Raw genomic sequence first — 19,435 nt, forward strand, 5'->3', positions numbered from 1 at the left:
CGGTGCATGGCGAGATCCGGCCTGGAACCGTCTCACGAGGTGAGAACATGGACGACCGCACCAGCGCATCGACCCGTACCGTCGCGAACCCCTCGCTCCCCTCGCCGGCCGGGCGCGCCGTCGCCGGGCGCGCCCTGACCTTGGAGCGCGCCGATCTCCTGCCCGAAGCACCCGGCCACCTGCATCCCGACTACGGCGGCCTGGTGGTGTGCGGCGCCGGCTCCTCGACCCGGCTGAACGCGCTGCGCCGCACCTTCAATGGAGTGCTGGCCGAAGATCGCGCCGCCTACGAGAAAGAGGTCGCCACCCCCGACGCGCCGTTCCGCCTGCCGGAGGACGCCCTGTTCGGCGGTGACCTGGACAGCGCGCTTCAGGAGCAGCTCGACAACGGGGCATCCTTCGCCATCACGCCGACCCGCTACATCAGGGCCGGCGACCCCGCGCCCTTGGAATCCGTGGTGAGGCAGGTCAAGGCGCTGCGGCGCGACGACGTCGTGGTGACGCTCCCCGTCTCGATCGGCTGGCTGCGGCCAGAGGCGCGCCCAACGCTGGTGGCCGCGATCCGCGCGATGGAACACCCCGTCGCGCTCGTCCTCGGCGGGCAGTACGACCCCCTGCAGCAGTTCGCGGCCGCCCCGCAGCAGCTTCGCCGGCTGCTGGCCGAGGTGCCGGGCACCGGGCTGTGGCGTACCGACCTGGCCGGGTTCGACGCGCTGGCCCACGGCGCCGGCTTCGCCGGCATCGGCGCGGGCGGCTCCTTGCGGCACCTCGTGCCCGCCGGTGAAGCCGCCGAGACCTCCGGCGGCGGAGCGATCCATCCGTCGGTGCTCATGCCTGAGCTGCTGCGCTTCAGCAGCGCCAAGTTCATCGCCGATCTCTATGCCAACACCGCCCCGCCCACCTGCACCTGCAGCCGGTGCCAGGGCAGACCGCTGGACGGCTTCCTCGGCCTCACGAACGCCATGAAGGCGGCGGCACACGCGCACAACAGCGCCACCTGGAACGCGTGGCTACCTGACCTGCTGGACCAACCCACCCCCGCCGACCGGCAGATCTGGTGGCGCGCCCGGTGCAAGCAGGCCGTGCAGGCACACGAGCTGGAGAACGCGCGCCTCAAGCAGCCCCATCGCCTCAAACCGCCCAAGTCATTGGAGAAGTGGGCCGACCTGCCGCTCGGCACCGATGATCAGCCGGTCATGCCTCCGCAGACAGCAGAGTGATCCGCCGGTAGGCCTGCTCAAGGAACAGCCATCCTGCGGCGGTGCGTCGGCGGCGTTCGAAGGGCGCTGGTGGCACGAGCACGCACGATTCGCCCTCGGCACCGACGATCACGCCGATGCCGTAGAAGTCGGCTTCCATCCGTACCACGTCGAGATCACGCGGCGGCTTGGGGAGCAGCATCGCGCGGGCACAGAACGGCGCGAACCGGCCCGCCCGCTCCAGCCCCGCACGCCACGATCGGGCCGGCACGAGCGCCAGGCGCGCCTCGATCGGCGCCACCGCCAACCGGGTCACCCAGCCTCGGTCCACCTGGATCGCGCCGCTCGGGAGCAGGTCGAGCGCAGCCCGGTCGATGACCGACAGCGGCACCGGCACGTTCACTGGCAGATCCAGCAGTACGCGCAACGCGTCCGGTGACGTGATGGCCCCCAGCCCGCAGCGCCGCCGCCGACCGAGCTCGGCCTGGACCGGCTCGTAGTGCAGCACGACCGAGGCGCCCCGCAGGACCACACGCGACCAGGAAGCCCGGCTCAGGGCGAGGTCCGGTGCGTCGGCGACGGCCTGGGGGAGTCCCGTCACGTCTCCACCTCCTTCGGCTCGCCGGCAGCGTACTCATGGCACGGCACCCGCCGTCGGCGCCGCACACCCGTGATGACGCACGAGCATACGCCTGCCCATCGCTCAGACCTGGAAGGTCCGCCTCGGCGGAGCCGGGCAACGCCGCCCGTACGGCCGCGGTGTGTCTGCCGCACGACTGGCTGACCTGGCGACTGTCCGGAGCCCCGGGGCTCGATGCGCTGCGCACCGACCGCAGCGAGGCCAGCGGGACCGGATCCTGGTCGGCCGCGACCGGTGAATACCGCCTGGACCTGCTCCGGTTGGCGTTCGGTCGTGACGACGTACTGCTGCCACAGGTGCTCGGGCCGACCGGTCAGCCCGGGCTGCTGCGCACCGGCGCCGCTGGGGGAGTACGTCGCCGACGGCGCCGCTCGTCAGGCGGCATGGATGTTGCCGGGCGGGCAGCGGCCGCCGTCGTGGACGGTCGGGCAGGTTGAGACGCGCGAGGGGACAGCGCGCCGGAGATCCGCGAACGGTACGCCGTGGCCCGCGCAAACGTCCTCGACCGCGCTGGCTGACGGCGGCAGAGCGTACCACTGCGATTGATCTACTTTGTAAAGGCGCCCGCTGATCGCCACCGTGCATCGGATCAGGGCGCGGGCCGACAGCAAGGTGACCAAGGAGCTGATCAACGCGTTCAAGCGGATGACCGGCAAGGAGAACATCCTGTTCGAGGTCGCCGACGCCGCGCTCGGCAACCCTGACGATCCGGTCCGCGCGGTCATCTTGCCGGCCGTCACCGGCGGTGAGCAGCCGCTCAAGGGCCTGGTGCACGAGTTCACGACCAAGGGCCCGGCCTACCGCACCACGGTGCAGCACGCTGCGTGCCTCCTGCGCCAATCACTACAGGCGTGGCCTCATCGCGCTGCTGGACACGTTGAGGGGGCGATTGGACCACAGCACGTGAAATCCGGGCACAATCACTGCGGTCTGATCACGGTGGGAGGTCGCGCCAGCGTTCGGCCGACGCCAGAGCGTCCAGGCTGATCCGCTCGAGGAACGCACCGCCCCTGGCCAGGCGGCGTCCCACGGGTGTGTCGAGCCCGAGCGTCTGCCCCGCCGCCTTCGTGATCTCCGCCGCTGCGAGCGTCTGCTGGGCGCTGATCACGGTCGAGTGGTACCAGGCGTCGTCGTCGACCACGTAGATGTCGCGGCGCCGCTGCGGATCACGTTCGCGCCTGATCAGCCCCTGCTGGGTCAGGTAGCCCACCGCCATGGAGATCGAGGCGGGACTGACGTTCAGTCCGCGCGACAGCTCGGCCGCGGTGAGCCTGCCGTCCTCGCTCAGCCACAGGCCGATGAGCACGCGCGCCACCATCTTCGGCAGGCCCATCCCGACCGCCAGCTCGACGGCTCCCGCTTCCACTTCCAAGACCGTGCGGTCGTGAGGTTCGGGGGAGCGGGCCGGCGTGCGGCGCCGTGCCCGCCGCGCCGCCGCCTGGTGCGCTCGCTCGGGGCGGTAGTCGCTGGGGCCGCCGTTGCGGCCGACCTCCCGGCTGACCGTGGACGTCGGCCGGTCCAGCCGCCTGGCGATCTCGGCGTACGAACGTCCTTCGGCGAGGCCGGCCGCGATGCGCTGGCGGTCCTGCCGTGTCAACCTTCCTTCTGGCATGACGTCAGTATTGCGTTCGGCACCATGCAATGCAACGAATCATTGCATTCGGATTCAGCGCCAACGCATCAATTTAACGGCCTTGGCCTGCATGAAAGTACTTCTGTGAATTGACGGAATTTCTGAAGGCAACGTAGCTTTCAATCATGTCGAACGCGAACTATCGCGTGGAGCCGGTCACTGTGTCCCTGGACCGCGCACCCGCGTGCCCCTTAGATCCCGCCCCTTCGCTCACCGCCCTGCGCGCGGAGCAGCCGATCGCCCGCCTGGCCGTGCCCGAGGGCGCTCCGGGCGTCTGGATGATCACCGGTTACGACCTGGTCCGCCAGATTCTCGCCGACCCACGCTTCAGCTCCCGCTACGAAACGCACTACCATCCCCTGGCGGGCGGCCACCTGCCGCCCGCTCTCGTCGGCGACCTGACCGGCATGGACGCGCCCCAGCACACCCGTTACCGCAAGCTGCTGGCGGGCAAGTTCACCGTCCGCAGGATGAACCTGCTCACCGAGCGGGTCACCGAGATCACCCGCGAGCGGCTTGACACGATGGAGCGGCAGGGGCCGCCCGCCGACCTCGTCGAGGTCTTCGCGCAGCCGGTTCCGGCGCTGATGATCTGTGAGCTGCTCGGCGTGCCGTACGAGGACCGCGACCAGTTCCAGAGCTTCACCCGTGCCCTGCCGGAGGCCGGGACCGCTGAGGCGCAGTACGCCGCCTTCGTCGAGCTGGGCACCTACCTGCGGGAGCTCGCGCTCGCCAAGCGGGCCGAGCCGACCGATGACCTGCTCAGCGACCTGGCCACCGGCGGCGACCTGACCGACGAGGAGCTCGGCGGCGTGGCCGCGTTCCTGCTCGGCGCCGGGCTCGACACCACCGCCAACATGCTCGCGCTCGGCACCTTCGCGCTGCTGCGCAACCCGGCCCAGCTCGCCGCCCTGCGCGGCGACCCCGGCCTGGCCGTCGGCGCCGTGGAGGAGCTGCTGCGTTACCTGTCCGTCGCCGCCACCGGTATGCGCGGCGTGCTGGAGGACGTGGAGCTCGGCGGCAGACAGCTCAAGGCGGGCGACACGGTCGTCATCGCGACCAACGCCGCCAACAGGGACCCGGCCAGGTTCGCAGGCCCCGACGTGCTCGATCTGCGCCGCTCGGCCGCCGGGCATCTGGCCTTCGGCCATGGCGTCCATCAGTGCCTTGGTCAGCAGCTTGCCCGCATCGAGATGCGCGTCGCGTTTCCCGCGCTGCTCATCCGCTTCCCGACGCTGCGGCTCGCCGTACCGGCTGAAGAGGTGTCGCTGCGCACCGACCCCTCGCAGGTGTACGGCGTGCAGAGCCTGCCCGTCACCTGGGATCGGGGGTGAACGCGATGCGAACCTTCGTCTCGGTGACGGGGTTGCGTAAGTCCTACGGCGCCCACCGCGTCCTGGACGGCATCGACCTCGCCATCCCGCAGGGCACGGTCTTCGCGCTGCTCGGCCCGAACGGCGCGGGCAAGACCACCACGGTGCAGATCCTGTCCACCCTGATCAAGGCCGACGCGGGCGAGATCCGGGTGGCCGGGTACGACTTGGCCAAGGAGCCCGACAAGGTGCGTGCCGCGATCGGCGTCACCGGCCAGTTCTCCGCGGTCGACAGCTTCCTGACCGGCGAGGAGAACCTGCGGCTCATGGCCGACCTGCTCCACCTCGGCCGGGCCGAGGGCCGCACGCGCGCCCGCGAGCTGCTGGAGCGCTTCGACCTCACCGACGCCGCACGCAAGCCCGCGGCCGCCTACTCGGGCGGCATGCGCCGCCGCCTCGACCTCGCCATGACCCTCGTCGGCACGCCCCGGCTCATCTTCCTCGACGAGCCGACCACGGGCCTGGACCCGCGCAGCCGCCGCACCATGTGGCAGATCGTCCGCGACCTCGTCCAGCAGGACGGCGTGACCATCTTCCTGACCACCCAATACCTGGACGAGGCCGACGAACTCGCCGACCGCATCGCCCTGCTCAGCCAGGGCCGGCTGGTGGCCGAGGGCACCCCGCAGGAGCTCAAGCGCATGGTCCCCGGCGGCCACATCGTTGTGCGCTTTGCCGACCCCGACGGGTACCTCAGGGCGGCCTCTTACCTGAGGGCCGCCTCGCGCGACGAGGAGTCCCGCACCGTGCAGATCGCCGACACCGGCGTCAGCGCGCTGCGCGAATTTCTGGAATGGCTCGACGGACAGGCCATCGACGTCGCTGAGCTGTCGGTGCACACACCCGACCTGGACGACGTCTTCCTCGCCCTGACCGAGGAGTCCTCCCGATGAGGGCGATCATCGACTCCGCGACGATGCTGCGCCGCCAGATCAGGCACATGTGGCGTTACCCCACACTGATCCTCACCTACGCGGGCGTCCCGGTGGTGCTCCTGCTGCTGTTCGTCTACGTGCTCGGCGGCATCATGGGCGCCGGGATCGGCGGCGACCGCGCCGCCTACGCCGCTTACCTCACCCCCGGCATCATGATCATGACGATCGCGAGCGCCGCGCAGGGGACCGCGATCTCGGTGGCCATGGACATGACCGAGGGCATCATCGCCAGATTCAAGACCATGGCCATCGCCCGCGTCTCGGTCCTGACCGGGCACGTGCTCGGCGCGCTCGTGCAGAACTTCATCGCGATGACGGCGGTGACGCTGACGGCCCTGCTGATCGGCTTCCGCCCCGCCGCCTCTGCGCTGGACTGGCTCGGGGTGGTCGGCGTGCTGGTGATGTTCACCTTCGCCATCACCTGGCTGTCGGCCGCGCTGGGCATGGTCACCAAGAACGTGGCCACGGCCAGCAACCTGCCGATGCCGTTGATGCTGCTGCCGTTCCTAGGCAGCGGCGTGGTCCCGCCGGAGTCGATGCCAGGCCCGCTGCGCTGGTTCGCCGAACACCAGCCGTTCACACCGGTCATCGAAACCCTGCGCGCCCTGCTGGCCGGGCAGCCGGCGGGATCCAGCTTCGCGGCGGCGGCACTCTGGAGCGCGGCCATCGCGCTGGGCGGCTACCTGTGGGCACGCAAGCTTTACAACCGATGAGGACAGACGTGTTCAAACGCATTCGTCCAGCACTTGGCCTGCTGGTTCTCGCGCCGCTGGTCGGCGAGTACCTGCTCGGTGACATCCGGGGGCAGACCAAGTACGGGAGAAAGGGATAGCGGGGTGTTGAGGTGCTGCTCAGAGGGTTTGTTTGTCGGGTGATGTGTGACCCTCCGCTTGGGTTTGGTCGCGGTTTGATGAACACGGCCGTTCGGCAGGGTTGATCATCGCTACGGTTTCCGGGTCCGGACGCCGGGATCGAGGCGAGGGACGGCCTGGGATGACGTAGAAAGGCTGCTGGCCGGTCATGGCCGAGATGCTGACGCTAACGGCCTCCCCGTAGTTCGGGGGAAATTCTGGTTGGATTTCGCTGACCTGCACTGATGCAGGCAGGTTCCTTTCGTTGATCACTTCCGCTACGGTTCGTACGGTTCCTGACCGGGGGCGGTATGGAGGTGGTCGATGTCGACCCGGATGTTCTCCGAAGACCAGCTGGACCGGTTGCGCTCGTACGTGTAACGGGTGCGCAGCCCGCGCAGTCCAGCCCCCGACAATGTGCCACCACCCTGCTACCAGCCCACATGCCATGACCGGCTTTTCAGACACCCTCCAGCCCGCCACAGCCATGCTCTGCTGTGCCTGGACGGCGCGTTCTTCGAGCTGAACGGTCGCGATGTGCCGTTGCTGTCGTGATTGTTCGGTTGTTCCGTTGATCAGGCCCGGGTGACCGCATCCGGCTGCGGGTCAGGGCTGTCGGTCGCTCGGCCCGGCGTGTGGGCGGCGTGTCGAACGGGCACGAGGGCCGCGGCGAGCGCGGCGCCGACGAGGAGCAGGGTCAGCACCGAGAAGCCGTGGGTGTAGCCGGAGACGTTGGGCAGGCCGGTGTGCGCGAGGTGGCTGGTGACGAGCAGGCTCATGATGGCGGTTCCGATGGCTCCGCCGATGGAGCGGAGGTTGGCGTTCATGCCGGTCGCGGCGCCGGCCTGCTCGGCGGGCACGCTGCTGACGATGAGGTTGGCCATGGACGCGAAGGCCAGGCCGACGCCGAGGCCGAAGACTCCCGCTGCGACGGCGATCTGCCACTGCTCGTCATGCAACAGGGCGAGGATGGCGCATGCGAGTGCGGCGAGGCCCGAACCGGCGATCAGCAGGTGCTTGGCGCCGAGCCGTGGCTCCAGGTGGCCGCTGAGGACACCGGCGACGAACATGGCGATCAGCATGGGCAGCATGAGCAGCCCGGATGCGGTGACGCTCGCACCGAAGCCGTATCCGGCCGAACTCGGCGTCTGCACGAAGCCCGGCAGGAAGGCCCAGACCGAGGAGAGGCCGGCGCCGAACAGCAGAGCGGCCGTGTTCGTGGTCCACACCGGCCGCGTGCGCAGAACGCGCAGATCGATCAGCGGGCTCGGACTGCGTGACTCGGCGCGCAGCCACAGGCCGAAGAGGACGACGGCCGCGGCGAACAGCGAGATCACGGAGGCGGAGTTCCAGCCCCACCGGCTGCCCCGGCTGACCGGCAGGAGCAGTGCCACAAGCCAGCCGGACAGCAGCAGCGCGCCGAGCCAGTTGACATGTCCCTGCGCACGGTGAGGCGATTCGGGGATGCAGCGCGCGGCTATGAGGGCGGTGACGGCGACGATGGCGACGGGGATCCAGAACAGCCAGCGGTAGTCGAGCGCGGCCACGATGGGCCCGGCGGCGACGATGCCGACGCCGCCGCCCGCGGCGATGACGGCGGACAGGTTGCTGATGCTGCCGCTGACCTGGCCGGCCTCGAACTGGTCGCGGATGATGCCGAACGAGAGCGGGAACACCGCTCCGCCGATGCCCTGGACGACACGGGCGACGATCAGGACGCCGATGGTGGGTGCCAGCGCCGCGAGCAGGCACCCTACGAGCACTGCCGCCAGGACGGCGACGAGCGTGCGCGTCTTGCCGAGCAGATCGCCGACGCGGCCGAGAATCGGGGTGAACACCGAGGCGGACAGCAGATAGGCCGTCATCACCCACGTGGTGGTGGACTGAGAGGTGTGCAGGGCGTGCTGGATCGTCGGCAACGCCGGCGCGATGAGCGACTGCAGCATCGAGAACACGCCCGCGCCACTGGCGAGGACCGCGAAGGTGAGGCGGGGCGACTTGCGGGGCATGGAATGACTCTCCGGGGAACGGAAGGATGGCGAAGGGCGCCGGGAGCAGTCGCACGCGGTGATTCGGGCGGCCACGGCTCGGGGGGCCTGGCCGGGTTCGTGCGGGCCGGCATCTCATGGGCGGGACCGAAGGTCTACCGCCGGTGTGCGACGCAGTGGGCCGGATGGGGGCCGGACGGGCCGGGCCGTGCCGCGGGTGGGCCCGTGTCGTCGGTGGGCCGTTTCGCGGGTGGGCCCGTCCGGCGCGCGCGGATCTGGGCGAAGCCGCCCTGCGGTCATGTCGAAGGACAGGCAGGCGCTGCGACCAGGCCGGCTGAGCCGGCCTTCGGTGGTTACGTCGGCCTCCGGGGGTCGGGCAGTCGCGCTCCCGTGGTTGTGCCGACCTCCGGTGGTCGGGCAGCTCCCGATGGTGCCCGAGCGTGCGGGCGCATCACCGGAACGAAGTGATCAGGCGGTGGGGTAGTCCGTGGAGCGGCTGACCTCGGCCCACTCGCGCGCCTCGGCGAGGCGCGCCTCCTCGGCGCTGATGGCGATCTCCAGGGCATCGCTGCCGAGGAGCAGCCGACGCGGGGGCTTCGCCGCCTCCACCGCGCCGATGACCGCGCGGGCCATGCGGTCGGGGTCACCCGGCTCGTTGCCGGCGTACTCGGCGAACGTCGCGAGCCACGCGCCGACCGTCTCCTCGTAGTCGGAGGTGACGGGACCGGACGGCTCCGCCGCGCCCGCGGCCCAGCCGGTGCGGATACCGCCGGGCTCGACGATGGTGACCTTGACGCCGAACGGGGCCACCTCATTCGCCAGCACCTCGGAGAACCCTTCGACGGCGAATTTCGCGGTCTGATAGGCACTGAGGCCGGGCGTGCCGCCCACGCGTCCGCCGATGGACGATATCTGCACGATGTGCCCGGACCGCCGGCCCCGCATCACTGGCAGCACCGCCCGGGTCAGGTTGACCACGCCGTACAGATTCGCCTCGACCTGCGCGCGGAACTCGTCCTCTGGAAAGTCCTCGATCGAGCCGCTGGTGGCGTAACCGGCGTTGTTCACGAGCACATCGATCGAACCGAACTGCTCCACCGCCGTCGCCACCACGTCCCGGGCGTCGGACGGGGAGGTGACGTCCAGCGCCACCGCCATCAGTCGCTCAGGGTGCTCGGCCTGCAAGGAGTTCAGCTTCTCCGGCCTTCGAGAAGTCACCACCACCCTGTCGCCGGCGCTCAGCGCCGCGAGAACCAGAGCCTTGCCCAGCCCCTGCGAGCCGCCGGTGATCAGCCAAGTCCGTGACATAGCGCATCCCTCTTCTTGTGCGTCGTTTCGTCGTTCTCCCAGCGCTCCAGCGCTGGCTTGCCACTCCATGGTAGCGGTATCTCTGATTACTACAACATAGAAGTTGCATTTTGTATTGGTGGTGCGACTTGCACGTTGGATGTCGTGCCGTTAGTGACCACTGGACGTAGAATCTCCAGATCATGAGAGCTGACGCCGCACGCAACCTCACCGCTGTGCTCCAGGCCGGAGCCCAGTTGCTGGCCGAGGACCCGGGCGCCTCGATGGCGGCCATCGCCGCCGCCGCGGGAGTGGACCGCACCACCGTCCACCGCCGATTCGCCAGCCGCGAGGCGCTGCTCAGTGCCGTCTTCCAGGCCAAACTCGACTCCGCCGAACAGGTCCTGGACGAGGCGCGCCTCACCGAGGCCCCTGTTCCGGTCGCCCTCCACCGCTACCTAGAAGGGATCATCCCCGTCAGCCGTCAATGGCCTGTCGACACGCGCCGCATGATGCAGAAGGACCCCGAGGCCGACATCCGTCGCCAGGAGCAGAGCGCCCGGCTCGACGCCTTCGTCCGCCGCACCATCGACGAGGGCTACCTGCGCGCCGGCACCGACGCTGCCTGGGCGCGGGCGGTCCTCGACGGACTCGTCGACGCGGCCGCCCACAAGTTCCCCGCCATGGACCCCCCGCAAGCAGCCGACGTCGTCGCCGGCACTTTCCTCAGCGGTCTCGGCGCCACCTGACGACCGACCGGCCCGGCCGCGGTGGCCGAAGGCGGCCTCCGACAACTCGCCCATCGACGGTTCTCACTCTCGTCAGCCGTGCGGATTGCCCTGCGGATGCGACAACTCGCCTGGGTGCGTGCGAACGCCCCGGACCGTGATCGGTCCGGGGCGCTTCCGCACATCCGGATCTGCGAGCTACCTGTCGGTGTCGTCCCCCGTCGGTCCGGTCAACATGTCGTCACGCCTGCGCGTCGTATCTCCTGGCATGCGGCGCCCCGGGGTCCGTGGCGGGGATGAGCGCGGCGATGGCGTCGAGGATGCGGTCGAGTCCTTGCCGGAAGCGTTCCTCGGGGGAGAGGTGGGCGGTGCGGGAGTCGAGGATCGATCGGTTGAACAGGGGGAAGGCGCCGGATGCGACGACGTGGCGGACGTAGGGGCCCATGTAGTCGCGCTTCCAGCGCTCGGGGTCGAGGCCGGTGCGGCGGGCCTCCTCCTGCCAGCCGATCTCGCGCCGGATCGCGCTGTGGACGTAGTCGTCCAGCATGCCGGCGAAGCCGGTGACGTCGTCGATGTCGAGCCCGGTCCCGTTGAAGGCGCCGAGCGCGTACTCGTGCACGCGCAGCAGGTGGGGGCCGAGCGTGGGGCGGCTGGTGAGCAGTGTGATCAGCCAGGGGTGGCGCAGGCCGGTGGCGCGGGTCCGCTCGGCCAGCAGCGTCAGGTCGGCGCGCCAGTCGCCGGAGGGGCCGTCGGGAAGTTCGATCTCGCTCATCGCCAGGTCGATCATGAGGTCGAACAGGTCGTCGCGGCGGGGGACGTAGCGGTAGAGCGACATGGCGCCGGTGCCCAGCTCGCCCGCGATCCGCCGCATGGTGGCGGCTTCGACGCCCTCGGCGTCGGCGATCCGGACGGCCGTGCGGGTGATCTGCTCGCGGCTGTAGCCGGGGCGCCGCCCGGGGCCGGAGCGTACGTGCACCTCCGGCTGCATCCAGATGCTGGTCACGTTCTCGTCGGCCATGCGCGTCCCTCCGCCGCTATTTGCGTACATGGTACCTGAATGGTTATGGTCCATTTCTCGTACGAGGTACGCGAATTGGAGGAAGCGTGGAAAAATCGCTCCGCTGGGGAGTGCTCGGCGTGTTGCTGGGCATGATCACAGCGCCCTTGGACGGCATGATGCTCGGCCCCGCGTTGCCGGCGATCATCAAGGACCTCGGCGGCCTGGAGTACTTCTCCTGGGTGGCCACCGCCTACCTGATCTGCATGGCCGCCTCGACACCGATCTGGGGCAAACTCGGCGACCTGTACGGCCGCAAGGTCGTCTACATGACCGCGATCGCGGTGTTCCTGCTGGGGTCCGCGCTGTCCGGGATGTCGCAGGACATGATCCAGCTCGTCGGCTTCCGCATGGTGCAGGGGCTGGGCGCGGGCGGGCTGATGACCGGCGCTCTGGCGCTGATCGGCGAGCTGGTGCCGCCCCGGCACAGCGGCAGGCTGATGGGGCTGTTCGGGGTGATGATGCCGATCGCCTTCATCGCAGGGCCGTTGCTGGGCGGGCTGTTCGCCGACGTGGGCTGGCGATGGGCGTTCTTCGTGAACGTGCCGATCGGTGTGGTCGCCTTGCTGCTCATCGGTGCGATCCGGCTGGAGCGCCGGCGGATCAGGGCCCGGATCGACTACCTCGGGGCGCTGCTGCTGACGGTGGCCCTGGTCGCGCTGAGCCTGGTCGCGAGCTGGGGCGGCACCCGGTACGCCTGGACCTCGCCGGTGATCCTGGCCCTGGTGCTGATCGGGCTGGCGGCGGTGGTCGTCCTGCTGGTGGTGGAGCGGCGCGCGGCCGAGCCGATCGTCCCGCTGCGCCTGTTCGCGGACCGTAACTTCACCCTCGCCCAGGTCATCCGGTTCCTCGGCGGCGTCGGCATGGTGGTGGCCGCGACCTTCCTGCCCCAGTACATGCAGCTCGTCCACGGCGCCTCACCGATCGCCAGCGGCCTGCTGATCCTGCCCGCCATGCTCGGCATGGTCGCCGTGCTGATCGGCAGCGGCCGGCTGATCAGCCGCACCGGCCGCTACCGGATCTATCCGCTCCTCGGCGGCGCCGCCGTGACGGCCGGGATGCTCGCGCTCCTCGTGCTGGGGCCCGGCGCCGACCTGGCGCTCGCCTCCGCACTGACGCTGATCGGCGGCGCCGGGGTGGGCCTGCTGATGCAGTCCACCACGATCATCACCATGAACACCGCCGAGCCGCGCGACATGGGGGCGGCCAGCGGCTCGGTCACCCTTTGGCACACCATGGGCGCCTCACTGGGCGTGGCCGCCCTGGGCGCCCTCTACACCGCCCGGCTGCAGGACACGCTCATCGACCGCCTCGGCGCGGAGACCGCGGGCGGGATCACCTTGACGCCCGAGGCGCTCGGCGGGCTCGCGCCGGCCGCGCGGGAGGCGGTCCGCGTCGCCGTCTCCGACGGCGTCCACGCCATGGCGCTGGGGGCCGCCGCGCTGGGCGCCCTCGCCTTCGTCCTGGCCTGGTTCATCCGCGAGGTCCCCTTGCGTGACAGTACGCCGTCGGCCGAGCCCGCCCCCGCGGCAGCGTGAGGCACTTGATGCGAGTCCACCTCGTGATGGACGTCATCTGCGTCCACTCCTATCTCGGCTTCACCCGCTTCACCCGCGCCGCGGACCGGCTCAGGGCCGAGGGCGTGCCGGTGACGGTCGAGTTCCTGCCCTTCGAGCTCGCTCCTGGCGCTCCTGCCGACGGGCGTCCGCTGCTGGAGGTCCTGGAGCAGACCTTCGGCCCGCAAGCCGCCGCCGGCGCGCTCGCCTTCGCGGAACGCGTGGCCGGTGAGGGCCTGCGGCTGGAGTACGGCAAGGCGATCGCCACCGGCACCTTCGACGCCCACCGCCTCATCGCCGACGCCGCCCTGCAGGGCAAGGCAGAGCTCATGGCAGAACGCCTGTTCCGCGCCCACTTCACCGACGGGCTGCACGTCGGAGACTCCGCCACGCTCGCCCGGCTGGCCGCCGAGATCGGCATGACCACCGGTCACGTGCCCGCCGCCGAGCTGCGCGCCCGGCTTGATCGCGTACGCCGCCTCGGCATCACCGGCGTCCCGGTCTTCCTCATCGAGAACCTGCCCCCTCTCACCGGATCCCAGAGCGAGACGACCTTGCTGGCGGCCCTGCGACAGGCCGCCACCACGAAGGGAGAAACATCGTGATCACCGACCCGCTGCGGCTGGCCGTCATCGTCGGCAGTGTCCGCGAGGGCCGCTTCGGCCCGACCGTGGCCCACTGGTTCGCCGGCCAGGCCGGGTCCCGCCCCGACCTGGACGTCGACGTGATCGACCTGGCCGAGGTGCCGCTCGGCGGGGCGGCCCCGTCGGCGTCCGCGCCCGCGCCGGTGCTGGCGGCCCTGGGCGGGCTGACCCCGCGCCTGGCGGCCGCCGACGCGTTCGTGGTGGTGACCCCTGAGTACAACCACAGCTACCCGGCCGCGCTGAAGAACGCCATCGACTGGCACAACCAGCAGTTCCACGCCAAACCGGTCGCGTTCGTCTCCTACGGCGGCTTCTCCGGAGGGCTGCGCGCGGTGGAGCACCTGCGCGCCGTCTTCGCCGAGCTGCACGCCGTCACCACCCGCGACACCGTCAGCTTCCACGGCGCCTGGGAGTGCTTCGACGGCAACGGACAGCCGAAGGACCGGGTCGGCCCGGCCGCGGCCGCCAAGACCCTGCTGGACCAGGTCACCTGGTGGGCGCGCGTGCTGCGCGACGCCAAGACCACCACCCCCTACACCGCATGACACAGAAAGGCATTCCCATGACGAGATCGACCGGCAAGACGGCTTTGGTGACCGGGGCGAGCCGGGGGATCGGGCGCGCTATCGCCACCCGGCTGGCCCGTGAAGGCGCCCGGGTGGCCGTGCACTACGGCGCCAACCACGCCGCCGCCAAGGACACCGTCGCCGCCATCGAAGCGGCCGGCGGACGGGCCTTCGCCGTCCAGGCCGAGCTGGGCGCGCCCGGCGACGCAGAGGCCCTGTGGGCCGCCTTCGACGCGCACGCCGACGGGGTGGACATCCTGGTCAACAACGCGGGCATCCTCGGCGACCAGAGCGAGATCGACGGCGTCACCCGCGAGGGCCTGGAGCGCCTGTTCGCGGTCAACACCACCGCCCCGTTCCTGATCACCCAGCAGGCCCTGCCGCGGCTGCGCGACGGCGGGCGGATCATCACCGTGGGCACCATGCTGACCAGGGGAGCGGCCATGCCCAGGGCGATCGACTACGCCATGTCCAAGGCCGCGCTCGACGTCATGACCGTCGCCCTGGCCAAGCAGCTCGGGCCGCGGGGGATCACGGTCAACCTCGTGGCGCCCGGCGTCATCGACACCGACATGCACGAAGGGCGGCTGGTCGGCCCGGCGCTGGCCTGGCTGACGTCCCAGACACCCCTGGGCCGGCTGGGCACGCCGGAGGACGTGGCCGGCACGGTCGCCTTCCTGGCCTCCGACGACAGCGGCTACGTCACCGGCCATCGGCTCGACGCCTCAGGCGGGACGACCATGTAGTCGTAACTTACTTTGTAAAGGCGCCGGGTTTTCGCAAACCCATCCATACAAAGGCACGGGCTCCGCCCGTACCCCCACCGACAACCAGGAGGCGCCCTCGAGTGCCCCTGGGTTGTCGGTCTTTCTACGCGTTCGCCGTACTGGAGATGGTGCCAGTTGGTGGTGGTGCCGGCGCGGAGCACGGTGACTCTTTTTCGGTAAGTGACATTCCGTGACCGTTAGTGGGAATTGAGGATTATAACCGGCATCGGACTTCCTTTAAAGGGGTGATATGGGGTTTACATAAAGGCTTTCCGTTCGTAATATCCACTTCATGGGAGCGCTCCCAAAAGCCGATTCGGCGATGAGACCGCAGCTTAGAGACGACGTACGGTTCGTCGAATGCCCCGACGGCGCCTACGTTCACAGCGACTACGGTGCGTGCACCTTGCGCGGGCGGCAGGCGTACGCGTGGCTCACCCGGCTGGCCCCCGCGCTGACCGGCCACCACACCCTGGGCGAGCTGACCGCGAACCTGTCCGGCGACCGGAAGGCCATGGTCGAGCGGCTGGTGGGGCAGCTCGCCGAGTGGCGCTTCGTGGTGGACGCCCGGCAGGCCGGCGCCCACGGGCTGAGCGAGATGGAGCTGGGGGCGTACGCGGAGGAGATCGCCTTCATCGGCTACGCGCTCGACTCGCCGGAGGAGCGCTTCGAACGGATCCGGCGCGCGCGGCTGGCGCTGGTGGGTGCGGGGCCGCTGCTGGAGGCGCTGGCGGAGGCGTGTGTGGGGTCGGGATGGCGGCACGTCACAGTGATCGCCTCCAGCTCTGAGCGGGACGGGTTCGAGCGGGTGCGGCGGGTTGCTGATGCCGCTCGCCGTGATCCTCTTCAGGAGATCCGTACGCTGTCCCTCTCCGGCGGCATCCGGGCGATCGCGGAGAGCGCCGACATCGTGCTCCAGGTGAGCGCGGACCTCGATGAGCTGGTGGCGGCGGCCCGAGCCTGTGAGGCGGCCGGGATCGTGCTGGGGCAGGTTCTGGTCCGCCCGGCGGAGGTCTGGGTCGGCCCGGTGGGGCGGCCCTCGGAGACGGCGGCCGAGTCGGGCTGGCAGCGGCTCGCCGGCCTGCCCGCCGCGTCCCCGGCCCCGCCCGGCGAGGACCTGCTGATGGGGCCGGTGCCCACGGTGGTGGCCGCGATCGTGGCGCTGGCCTGCTTCAGCCGCGTCACGGGGCTCGACACGGGCTCGGAGCGTGAGCTGATCCGGGTGGATTTGCGCACTCTCGACACGCTTCCGCACCGCTTCCTGGCTCACCCCCGCGCCTCCGGTGTTCAAGGGGGCGGCTCTGATGCGGTCGAAGAGCTGGCGGAGGCGCTCGCCGCGCATGACGGGGTTCCTGCGGCGGAGAAGGCGGTGGCCGCTGTCGAGGTGGACGGGTTGCTCGCGCTCACCGCTGAGCTGGTCGACTCCCGGCTGGGTGTGCTCGGGATGCTGGAGGAGGGGGCGCTGGTGCAGTCGCCGGTGGCGGTGTGTCGGGCGGTGGTCTCTGATCCGTTGGGTGTGCTGCCCGGCTGGGCGCCGGCGCGGGAGGCGTTCGGCTGGGGCGCCGATCAGCGGACGGCTCGGTTGCGTTGTCTGCTCGCCGCGCTGGCCACGTACGGCGTGCTGGCTCTGCGCACCGAGGGGGAGGGGTCGGTCCGGGGGGTGGCCTTGCCCGATGGTCTGCCCTGCGGCGTGCGCTTCACCGGCCTTCGCACCCTACAGGACGGGTCGGGGCCGCCGGTCGGGACCGGTGCCGGGTTGAGCTGGATGGAGGCGGTGGCCGCCGGTCTGCGGGCCCACTGCGAGGATCTCCTGCGCGGCCGCCTCTCGAACGGATCGCCACCCGCTCGGACGGCGACCTCGATCGAGCCGTCGCAGGATTTTGAGGTTGAGGCGTTGATGCGGCAGCTTGCCCTCGCGGGTGGGAGCCCGGACGTTCGTGATCACACCGCGGTGCTCGGGGTGCCCGGCGTCGCGCTCGCGGTTCCCGGTCAGGAGGTGCTGGTGTCCGTCGGCCCTACGCTCACCGATGCGATCCGGGACGGGCTGGAGCGGCTGCTGCTGCGGTGGCAGTCCCCAGCGCTTGGGGGGAGGGTTCATCCCCTGTGGCCGCCGGGTGGTGATCCGGTGGAGGCCGTCAGGGTGATGGCCGGGGCGTTGCGGCGGATCGGGAAGGTGCCTGTTGCGGTGCCGCTGCACGGTGATCCTGAGGTGTCGCGGCGGTTGCCGTTCGTGGCTCGAGTCGTTCTGGTCGATGACTGAGGCCGTCATGGGGTCCGTCGCGGATCCTGATCTGGTGACCGTCCTGGGGGAGGGGCGGCTGCATGGGGCGATCAGGCGGGCGCTCGCGGCCGAGCCGGCCGGGGCTGCGATCGTCGTGGCGAGTGATGCCGATGACGTGCGGCCGTATCCGGCGGTGGCGAGGCTGGCGGTGGAGCGTGGGGTGCCGTGGTTGCCGGTGCGGGTCGAGGCCGGGTGGGTGCTGGTGGGTCCGGCTGTGCGTCCGGGCCGGCCCGGTTGCCCGACGTGTGTGGCGCGTCGGCGGGCCGGTAACCGTCCTGATGCGCCGGCCCGGGATGCTCTGCGGGCGAAGTGGGGCGGCGACCTTGAGTCGCGGGCGACGACGCTGCTCACGCCGCTGGTGTCGCGGACGGTCGCGGCGCTGGTCGCTGAGGAGGTGCGCCGGTTGCGGCGGGATCCTGGCTCCGCGCGTACGGTCGGCGCGCTGCTGCGGGTGCGGCTGACGAGCGGTGCGGTGCGGCGGCACGCGTTCCTGCCGGATCCGTTGTGCCCCGAGTGCGGCGTGCGGGCGGACGACGGGCCGCAGGCCGGTCGGTACGTGCCGCGCCCGGCGCAGAAGCCGGATCCTGGGACGTTCAGGGTGGGGGAGATCGACGGCGCGCGGCTGGAGCGGTTGTTCGTGGATGCGGAGACGGGCATCGTGCAGGCGGTGGTGGCGCAGGAGCGTGGTGGCGGTCCGATGGCGGTGGCGCGGCTGAGCCCGTCGCGTACTGAGCACGAGAGCCATCACGGTTATGGCCGCAGTGATGATTTCGCCTCGGCGCGGGCGACCGCGATCGCGGAGGCGTTGGAGCGGATCGCGGGCATCCATCCGCGTAGTCGCCGGACCTGTGTCCGTGCCGCGTACAGCGAGATCGCCGATCGGGCGCTCGATCCGCGTCTGCTGGGTTTGTATCCGGACGACTGGTACGACCGGCCGGGCTTTTTGTTCACCCGTTTCGATCCGGAGCGTCCGACGACCTGGGTGTGGGGGTATTCGTTCGGCCGGGACGCGCCGGTGCTGGTGCCGGAGAGCTATGCGTTCTTCGGGCCCCGCCCGAGGAACGACCTCGGTTTCGCCTACGAGTGCTCGAACGGCTGCGCCTTGGGTGGTCATCCGGCGGAGGCGGTGCTGTACGGGCTGCTGGAGGTGGCCGAGCGTGATGCGGCGCTGGCGACTTGGTATGCGCGGATGCCCGTCCCGCGGGTGGATCTCGGTTCGGCGGCGGATCGGCGCATCCCGATGCTCGCCCAGCGGGTACGTGACCGGCTTGGCTACGACGTGCACGCGTTCGCGGCGCTGATGGAGCAGCGGGTGCCGGTGTTCTGGGTGATGGCGGTGGACGCGCTGGGCGGGCCGGGGCGTCCGTACGCGCTGTGCGGTTCCGCCTCGCACCTCGACCCGGAACGGGCGCTGCGCCGGGCGCTTGAGGATGTGAGCCCTATGCTGGCCGGCCATCTCGAACGCTACGATCCCGAGGCGTCGGCGCGGCTGGTGGCCGACTCCGAGGAGGTGCGGTTGCTGGAGCACCATCCTCTTGCCTGCGCGCACCCGGACGCGGCGGGCAGGCTGGGTTTCCTGCCGGTGGACGGGCCCGCGCTGTCTTTGCCGGAGATCAGGGCCCGTGCCGCCTGGCCTCGTCACGAGGACCTCTGCGGGGACGTGGCGGAGCTGGCCGGTCGTTACCTGGCGACGGGGCTGGACGTGATCGCCGTCGACATCACCTCGCCCGAGGCGCGGGCGGCGGGCATGTTCGCGGCGAAGGTCATCGTGCCGGGGACGCTTTCCATGACGTTCGGTCACCGCTATCGGCGTGTCCACGGCCTGCCGCGGTTGCTCGCCCTGCCCAGGCTCCTCGGTCATCGGGATCGCGACCTACGTCCCGACGAGCTGAACCCCTACCCGCACCCGTTCCCGTGACCGGTCACCGAG

At 70.6% G+C, this 19,435-nt stretch carries 17 protein-coding genes; 12 read left to right on the top strand and 5 right to left on the bottom strand.

The window, feature by feature from the left end:
- Positions 1-47: 47 nt before the first annotated feature.
- Positions 48-1,220 (top strand): hypothetical protein, encoded by a 1,173-nt coding sequence (locus ACFFR3_RS48395; RefSeq protein WP_364375094.1) that lies wholly within the window; start codon positions 48-50, stop codon positions 1,218-1,220.
- Here the strand turns inward: ACFFR3_RS48395 and ACFFR3_RS48400 are convergent.
- Complete coding sequence (locus ACFFR3_RS48400) at positions 1,195-1,800, bottom strand: hypothetical protein (RefSeq protein ID WP_364375097.1); 606 nt, start codon at positions 1,798-1,800, stop codon at positions 1,195-1,197. The genes ACFFR3_RS48395 and ACFFR3_RS48400 overlap by 26 nt on opposite strands.
- A gap of 651 nt (positions 1,801-2,451) precedes the next feature.
- Here ACFFR3_RS48400 and ACFFR3_RS48405 point away from each other — a divergent pair.
- On the top strand, positions 2,452-2,826 hold the full coding sequence (locus tag ACFFR3_RS48405) for a hypothetical protein (protein ID WP_345406442.1): 375 nt from the start codon (positions 2,452-2,454) through the stop codon (positions 2,824-2,826).
- Here ACFFR3_RS48405 and ACFFR3_RS48410 read toward each other — a convergent pair.
- Entirely contained in the window at positions 2,774-3,436 is a 663-nt protein-coding gene (locus ACFFR3_RS48410) for a GbsR/MarR family transcriptional regulator (protein WP_379485392.1), read from the bottom strand. The two genes, ACFFR3_RS48405 and ACFFR3_RS48410, sit on opposite strands and share 53 nt — an antisense overlap.
- A 161-nt stretch (positions 3,437-3,597) precedes the next feature.
- Here ACFFR3_RS48410 and ACFFR3_RS48415 point away from each other — a divergent pair, with 161 nt between their 5' ends.
- Genes ACFFR3_RS48415 through ACFFR3_RS48425 form a run of 3 tightly spaced genes read left to right on the top strand, consistent with a single transcriptional unit; the run spans position 3,598 to position 6,493 of the window.
- Positions 3,598-4,806, top strand: coding sequence for a cytochrome P450 (locus ACFFR3_RS48415; RefSeq protein ID WP_379485393.1), 1,209 nt, complete (start codon positions 3,598-3,600; stop codon positions 4,804-4,806).
- 5 nt (positions 4,807-4,811) lie between these two features.
- The gene (locus ACFFR3_RS48420; RefSeq protein WP_345406447.1) at positions 4,812-5,738 is read left to right on the top strand and encodes an ATP-binding cassette domain-containing protein; all 927 of its coding nucleotides are present in this window, start codon (positions 4,812-4,814) and stop codon (positions 5,736-5,738) included.
- A complete protein-coding gene (locus tag ACFFR3_RS48425; RefSeq protein WP_379485394.1) occupies positions 5,735-6,493 on the top strand; it encodes an ABC transporter permease in 759 nt (252 codons plus the stop codon). Before ACFFR3_RS48420 ends, ACFFR3_RS48425 begins: the two co-directional genes overlap by 4 nt.
- 713 nt (positions 6,494-7,206) lie before the next feature.
- Here ACFFR3_RS48425 and ACFFR3_RS48430 read toward each other — a convergent pair.
- Together ACFFR3_RS48430 and ACFFR3_RS48435 are read right to left on the bottom strand one after the other, a co-directional pair.
- On the bottom strand, positions 7,207-8,640 hold the full coding sequence (locus ACFFR3_RS48430) for an MFS transporter (protein ID WP_345406450.1): 1,434 nt from the start codon (positions 8,638-8,640) through the stop codon (positions 7,207-7,209).
- A gap of 447 nt (positions 8,641-9,087) precedes the next feature.
- A complete protein-coding gene (locus tag ACFFR3_RS48435) occupies positions 9,088-9,927 on the bottom strand; it encodes an oxidoreductase (RefSeq protein WP_364375117.1) in 840 nt (279 codons plus the stop codon).
- A 182-nt stretch (positions 9,928-10,109) separates the two neighbouring features.
- Here ACFFR3_RS48435 and ACFFR3_RS48440 point away from each other — a divergent pair, with 182 nt between their 5' ends.
- Entirely contained in the window at positions 10,110-10,655 is a 546-nt protein-coding gene (locus ACFFR3_RS48440; protein WP_364375119.1) for a TetR/AcrR family transcriptional regulator, read from the top strand.
- Positions 10,656-10,875: 220 nt separating this feature from the next.
- Here ACFFR3_RS48440 and ACFFR3_RS48445 read toward each other — a convergent pair whose 3' ends face one another.
- Positions 10,876-11,652 carry a TetR/AcrR family transcriptional regulator gene (locus tag ACFFR3_RS48445; protein WP_359534758.1) on the bottom strand — a complete coding sequence of 259 codons (777 nt, stop codon included), beginning with the start codon at positions 11,650-11,652 and terminating at the stop codon, positions 10,876-10,878.
- An 86-nt stretch (positions 11,653-11,738) separates the two neighbouring features.
- Here ACFFR3_RS48445 and ACFFR3_RS48450 point away from each other — a divergent pair, with 86 nt between their 5' ends.
- From ACFFR3_RS48450 to ACFFR3_RS48475, 6 genes are all read left to right on the top strand, one after another.
- Positions 11,739-13,229, top strand: a complete 1,491-nt coding sequence (locus ACFFR3_RS48450) for an MDR family MFS transporter (RefSeq protein ID WP_379485395.1) — start codon at positions 11,739-11,741, stop codon at positions 13,227-13,229.
- 8 nt (positions 13,230-13,237) lie between these two features.
- Positions 13,238-13,852 carry a DsbA family oxidoreductase gene (locus tag ACFFR3_RS48455; protein WP_379485432.1) on the top strand — a complete coding sequence of 205 codons (615 nt, stop codon included), beginning with the start codon at positions 13,238-13,240 and terminating at the stop codon, positions 13,850-13,852.
- On the top strand, positions 13,849-14,436 hold the full coding sequence (locus ACFFR3_RS48460; RefSeq protein WP_345406465.1) for an NADPH-dependent FMN reductase: 588 nt from the start codon (positions 13,849-13,851) through the stop codon (positions 14,434-14,436). Before ACFFR3_RS48455 ends, ACFFR3_RS48460 begins: the two co-directional genes overlap by 4 nt.
- A 17-nt stretch (positions 14,437-14,453) precedes the next feature.
- Positions 14,454-15,203 (top strand): SDR family oxidoreductase, encoded by a 750-nt coding sequence (locus ACFFR3_RS48465; protein WP_345406468.1) that lies wholly within the window; start codon positions 14,454-14,456, stop codon positions 15,201-15,203.
- A gap of 343 nt (positions 15,204-15,546) precedes the next feature.
- The gene (locus ACFFR3_RS48470; protein ID WP_379485396.1) at positions 15,547-17,484 is read left to right on the top strand and encodes a hypothetical protein; all 1,938 of its coding nucleotides are present in this window, start codon (positions 15,547-15,549) and stop codon (positions 17,482-17,484) included.
- A gap of 34 nt (positions 17,485-17,518) precedes the next feature.
- A complete protein-coding gene (locus tag ACFFR3_RS48475) occupies positions 17,519-19,423 on the top strand; it encodes a TOMM precursor leader peptide-binding protein (RefSeq protein WP_379485397.1) in 1,905 nt (634 codons plus the stop codon).
- Positions 19,424-19,435: the final 12 nt, after the last annotated feature.

It is taken from the genome of Nonomuraea salmonea, from assembly GCF_042428605.1.
Lineage (GTDB): Bacteria > Actinomycetota > Actinomycetes > Streptosporangiales > Streptosporangiaceae > Nonomuraea > Nonomuraea salmonea.